This window comes from Spirosoma spitsbergense DSM 19989 (assembly GCF_000374085.1).
Classification (GTDB): Bacteria; Bacteroidota; Bacteroidia; order Cytophagales; family Spirosomataceae; genus Spirosoma; species Spirosoma spitsbergense.
In genome coordinates, this window is the sequence record NZ_KB893501.1 from 1 (window position 1) to 2,495 (window position 2,495).

The 2,495-nt window shown below is 49.1% G+C and carries 1 protein-coding gene; it reads left to right on the forward strand.

Going from position 1 to position 2,495, the window contains the following annotated elements; translation table 11 throughout:
* The first annotated feature begins 589 nt into the window (after window positions 1-589).
* A complete protein-coding gene (locus B157_RS35190) occupies window positions 590-2,047 on the forward strand; it encodes a sulfatase family protein (protein WP_020603689.1) in 1,458 nt (485 codons plus the stop codon).
* The last annotated feature ends 448 nt before the right edge of the window (window positions 2,048-2,495 follow it).

The window sequence follows — 2,495 nt, forward strand, 5'->3', positions numbered from 1 at the left end:
GGGGATATAAACTCCATGAGCGCTTTTTGTGGTGTTTTTGAGTAAATTTAGAAAGAGGTTGCTACAGATAGATCAACCATGCGTAACATCAGTAATTAAGAGTAGATTGTGATTTTAAAAATAGTATTAGCTGCTCTTTTATTAAACGAAAATGGCCAGTCCAAATAGGTAGGGGGAGGTAAATTAACTCGGAAGGTTTAAGCACTACCTTTAATCCGTTTTTTACCGCCTAGATTCGAAAAAAGGGTATTTTCACCTATTGTCTATCAAGGGTATTCAATACGTTTACTGAAACTCGTATGCTACTGATAGTGTTTGACACCAAATACAAAGAGAAAGAACTGAAGATATGGATAGCCGTGTCCACAACCAAGTTCACGCCGTACCAAACGTGTCTATCATGGACGGGGGTTCCCTGCCTCATACCTAAACCTGCCGCCGATGTACATGGTGGCTCTGACGGGGAGAGCGGCTTTAATTAACGTGTAGAAAATGAAAAGAATGAACTGGCAGAGCAGCTAATACCCGTTTTAAGACCAAATTAGCTGATTTCTAATTATCAGTCGATCATAACCTTAATCGAAACACCATGAAAATTCTGCTTACGTTGCTGATCGCACTCGCTTCGCTGGGACTGTCAGATCTCCAGCTTACAGCCACCCCAGAGGTAAATACCAAAGCGACTTTGCCGAACATCGTGTTTATTCTGGCTGACGACATGGGCTATGGCGACCCCGGCTGTTACAATCCTGACTCCAAAATCCCCACGCCTGCCATTAACCAGCTAGCCCGCGAGGGTATGCGATTTACCGACGCTCACTCGGCAGGTTCGTGGTGTGTACCCTCGCGCTATGGACTGGTGACGGGTCAGTACCCCATGCGAAAACTGATGAACATCCAGCTGGGCGGGCTGATTAATGCCGACCGGGTGACAATTGCGTCGCTATTGCAAAAGCGAGGGTACCACACAGGTATGGTGGGCAAATGGCATCTTGGTTTCGACGGAGTGGACAACTGGGACAAGGTCGATTATAGCCAGCCGCTGCGCGGAGGACCGACCGACCGGGGCTTCGATTATTTCTTCGGCATGCACGCATCACTGGACATTCCCCCGTATTTCTTCATTGAAAACAAGGGAGCGGTAGTCGCTCCCACAGAGTCTATTGCCGGTCACCAGAGTATTGATGCCACCACCACCATCTCGGGAGCGTTTTGGCGGGCGGGCAAGATCGCACCCGGTTTTGTGCATGCTGACGTTCTCCCCACGTTCACGCAAAAGGCAATATCCTTCATGGATGGTCATCAGCGCAAAACCCCTGACAAACCGTTTTTTCTGTACCTCGCCCTAACTGCCCCGCACACGCCCTGGGTGGCTAAGCCGGAATTTGTTGGTAAAAGCAAAGCCGGCGCTTACGGCGACTTCACAACGCAAGTCGATTATACCGTTCGTCAGATACTCGATAGGCTGAAAAAATCAGGTATCGATAAAAATACGATAGTCATCTTTTCGTCGGACAACGGCCCGGTCTGGTTTAAGGAAGACGTTCAGAAATATAACCATCAAGCTACGGGGCGGCTTCGGGGTATGAAAATGGATGCCTATGAAGGTGCCCACCGCATGCCATTCATTGTGCGCTGGCCCGGTCAGGTGAAAGCGGGTTCTGTATCATCTCAACTGCTTTGTTTTACCGATATGCTGGCCACGTTTGCTGATGTTATCAACGAGCCCCTGCCCAAACAGCTCACTCAGGATAGTTATAGCATGCTACCTGTTTGGCTGGGCAGGAGCAAGGCAGAACGAACAGGATTGGTCATAGAAACCCGTACCGTGCGTGATGGGGACTGGAAACTGGTGTTTGGAAACGGAACAGGTAGCCTACACCAGCATTATGGCCATGTCGATGCGCCCGCTGTATCGGGTGAACTATATGACCTGAAAGCCGACCCTTATGAGCAGCGCAATCTGTACAATACCAACCAACAGCGAGTTTCTGCGCTCAACACAACCATGGACAATTACCGGAGCCAGGGCAGTATAACCAATTGATTATTAATAATTTGCGAATAAGCTGAACGCGAAATTTATCACGCCCTTTTAGTTACTGACGCCTGCTCTTGCCAGTCACTGACACGCTGGCGAGGGCAATCATTAAATAGCGCACCAGCCGGGGTTTACCCAGCGCACTAATTGTCGAGGGTTCAGCAGGGGTAAAAATTACGCGTGTCCACTCGCTGTATAAGGTTCTGGTTATGTTAAGCTTGACCATGTACGCAAACGGTGTCTTGTCCGAAAAAGAGCGGGAGGTTTTTCTGAACAGTGTCGGGCCAGGCGAGGGATCCTTTTATTCTGCTCGTAGGGCAAGAAATTAGTGAGCAATAGGAACCGCTGCCATCAGGGAGCTACTGGCCAAACCGGAAGCGCTTCATAAACACTTCTTTGTAACTACGGCCTAACGGCAGCTTCTGTTGCTGTATGCTTACCTCCTGGTCCGTAA

Bases quoted from the DNA above. Each gene is read 5' to 3' on its own strand.
- B157_RS35190 (WP_020603689.1), top strand. From the start codon at position 590: ATGAAAATTCTGCTTACGTTGCTGATCGCACTCGCTTCGCTGGGACTG.